The following is a 3,041-nucleotide window of genomic DNA, read 5'->3' on the forward strand; positions in this document are numbered from 1 at the left end:
ATACCAATCGGAGACACGAGACGCCATGTCGCGAGCCGCTCGCGACATGGCGTCTCGTGTCTCCGATTGGTATTTCACCAACGGCAATACCCCGGAGGAGATCCGGAAGCAGGTCGACGACATCCGCACCAAGGCGAAAGCCAACGGCCACAAGGTTAGGATCAGCGTCAACGCTTTCGCCATCGCCCGCGAGAGCGAGCAGGAAGCGCGCGCCGTGCTCGACGAGATCATCGCCAAGGCGAATCCGGAGGCGGTGCAGGGCTTTGCCGATCAGGTCAAGAATGCCGGCAAGGCCTCGCCGGAAGGCGAAGGCAATTGGGCGAAGTCGTCCCTCGAGGATCTCGTTCAGTACAATGACGGCTTCCGCAGCAATCTCATCGGCACGCCGGAACAGATCGCCGAACGCATCCTGAAACTGAAGGACGCCGGTGCCGACCTGATCCTGCTCGGCTTCCTGCATTTCCAGGAAGAGGTCGAGTTCTTCGGCAAGCGCGTCATTCCTCTGGTGCGCGAACTGGAAGCAGCTCGCGACAGGGAGCTTGTCGCCGCGGAATAGGACGGGCGCGGCCCACGGGGCCGCAGCCGACACGCCTTCAAAAGCAGGAATGTTTCATGATTGGTGCTTCGCTGGGAGCGGCCGCATACGAGCGCGCGTCCGAAATTTCCGCCATCCTCGCGGTGGCTAACCCCGTCGGCGACAGGCGTCTGGCACGCCTGTCGTCACGGCCGGATGTGGTTCTCGCGCTGAGCGGGATCGGCATTTCCTTTGGCGGGGTCAAGGCGCTGAGCGATGTTGATCTCGAAGTGGAAGTCGGCGAGATCCGCGCGGTGATCGGCCCCAACGGCGCCGGCAAGTCCTCACTGATCAACATCATCAGCGGCCTCTATCACGCCGACCGCGGCAGGATTGCGATCGGCGGGCAGTCCTTCTCCCGGGTGCCGGCGAGCCGTCTAGCACGGCTCGGCGTTGCGCGAACCTTCCAGAACCTGGCGCTATTCGGCGGTCTGTCCGTGCGCAACAACATCGCGTGCGGCCGCGTCCACACCAGGCGCGCCAGTTTCGTCGAACATATTGCAGGTCTGCCACGCGCCCGGAGCGAAGATGCGGGAATCGCCGAAAAGACCGATCAGATAGTCGCCTTCCTGCATCTCGAAAGCGTCGCCGACCGCCTCGTCGCCACCTTGCCTTACGGCCTGCAGAAGCGGGTCGAGCTGGCGCGCGCGCTGGTCGCCGAGCCGAAGCTGCTGCTGCTCGACGAGCCGATGGCCGGCATGACGGCGACCGAGAAGGCCGAGATGGCCGGCTTCGTGCGCGCCGCGCGCGACCGGCACGGCGTCACCATCATCCTGATCGAGCACGACATCGGCGTCGTCATGGGCCTCTCCGACCGCGTCGCCGTGCTCGACTACGGCCGCAAGATCGCAGACGGGACGCCGGCCGAGGTCAGGGCCGATCCGGCAGTGATCCGGGCCTATATCGGCACCGCCGAGGGCGAGAATGGCGAGGACATCTGATGAGCTACTATGATTTCCTCTTCGTCATCGAAGTGCTGGTCGGCGGCCTGCTCTCTGGCGTCATGTATTCGCTTGTCGCCATAGGTTTCGTGCTGATCTACAAGACGTCGGGCGTGCTGAACTTCGCGCAGGGGTCGATGGTGCTGTTCGCAGCGCTCACCTTTGTCAGCCTCGTCGAACGCGGCATCCCCTTCGCGCTTTCGCTGCTCATCACCTTCGCGGTCATGGTCGCGCTCGGCTTCACCATCGAGCGGACCGTGCTCAGGCCACTGGTCAACCGCTCGCCGATGACGCTGTTCATGGCGACGCTGGGGCTCTCCTACATCATCGAAGGTGCCGCCCAGCTTATCTGGGGCACGCAGGTGCACGGGCTCGACCTCGGCATCGACGACACCCCCTTCGAGGTCGGCGGCATACTGATCTCATCCTTCGACCTGCTGGCGGCGGCGATCGCCGCCGCCATGGTCGCAGGCCTCAGCGCCTTCTTCTATTGGACGCGGATCGGCCTTGCGTTTCGCGCCGTCGCCGACGATCAGTTCGCGGCCCTCGCCGTCGGGCTGCGGCTGCCTCGCATCTGGGGCACCGTGTGGACGGCGGCCGGCTTCGTCGCGCTGGTCGCCGGACTGTTGTGGGGCGCGCGTCTCGGCGTCCGGTTCTCGCTGTCGCTGATCGTGCTGAAGGCGCTGCCGGTGCTGGTGCTTGGCGGCTTCGATTCCATCCTCGGCGCCATCGTTGGCGGCCTCATCATCGGCGCCAGCGAGAAGCTGGCCGAGGTCTATCTCGGCCCGTTCGTCGGCGGCGGCATCGAGGGCTGGTTCGCCTATGCGCTGGCGCTGGTTGTGCTTTTGGTGCGCCCCTCCGGCCTGTTTGGCCAGAAAACCGTCGAAAGGGTCTGAACCATGGCCGTGCAAGCTCTCGACGCCGCAAGGCTTCCAGTCGACTGGGCGAAACTCGTTCAGAAGCTGGCGTTGGCGACCGCCCTGTTCGTCGTCGCCTACGGCGTGGTCCCTGCCTATGCTTCGGGCTATCTGGTCGAGGCGATCCTGCTGCCATTCCTGGCGCTCAGCCTGGCGGCGGTCGGCCTCAATTTGCTGACCGGCTATTGCGGCCAGCTCTCGCTTGGCTCTTCCGCCTTCATGGCGGTGGGCGCGTTCGGCGCCTACAATTTCAACCTCAGGGTCGAAGGCCTGCCGCTGGCGGTGACCATGATCCTGGCCGGAATTTCCGCCGCCGGCTTCGGCGTCGTGTTCGGCCTGCCCAGTCTCAGGCTGCGCGGCTTCTACCTCGCCGTCTCGACGCTCGCCGCCCAGTTCTTCGTGCAATGGGCGCTGACCAAGTTCGGCTGGTTCTCCAACGACAACCCGTCCGGGGTGATCTCGGCGCCGCACCTGGCCGTCGCCGGTCTTTCGCTCGACAGCGCGACCGGCCGCTATTTGCTTTCGGTCACCACGGTCATGGTGCTGACGGCCCTCGTCTGGCGCTTGGTCAACAGCGCGACCGGTCGCAACTTCATCGCCGTGCGGGAC

Annotated in this window: 4 protein-coding genes; all 4 read left to right on the forward strand. The window is 65.2% G+C overall.

Annotated elements, in window-relative coordinates; genetic code table 11:
• Positions 1-556 (forward strand): LLM class flavin-dependent oxidoreductase (locus EOA86_RS28550; RefSeq protein WP_128344724.1); only part of this gene is annotated, 556 nt, incomplete at its 5' end.
• Positions 557-612: 56 nt separating this feature from the next.
• Positions 613-1,515 (forward strand): ABC transporter ATP-binding protein, encoded by a 903-nt coding sequence (locus EOA86_RS28555; protein ID WP_091600479.1) that lies wholly within the window; start codon positions 613-615, stop codon positions 1,513-1,515.
• Positions 1,515-2,411, forward strand: a complete 897-nt coding sequence (locus tag EOA86_RS28560; RefSeq protein WP_127318264.1) for a branched-chain amino acid ABC transporter permease — start codon at positions 1,515-1,517, stop codon at positions 2,409-2,411. The genes EOA86_RS28555 and EOA86_RS28560 overlap by 1 nt, the downstream gene beginning before the upstream one ends.
• Before the next feature lie 3 nt (positions 2,412-2,414).
• Positions 2,415-3,041 (forward strand): branched-chain amino acid ABC transporter permease (locus EOA86_RS28565; protein WP_164892061.1); only part of this gene is annotated, 627 nt, incomplete at its 3' end.

Source organism: Mesorhizobium sp. M5C.F.Ca.IN.020.32.2.1, from assembly GCF_004023105.1.
In the GTDB taxonomy this organism is placed as follows: domain Bacteria; phylum Pseudomonadota; class Alphaproteobacteria; order Rhizobiales; family Rhizobiaceae; genus Mesorhizobium; species Mesorhizobium wenxiniae.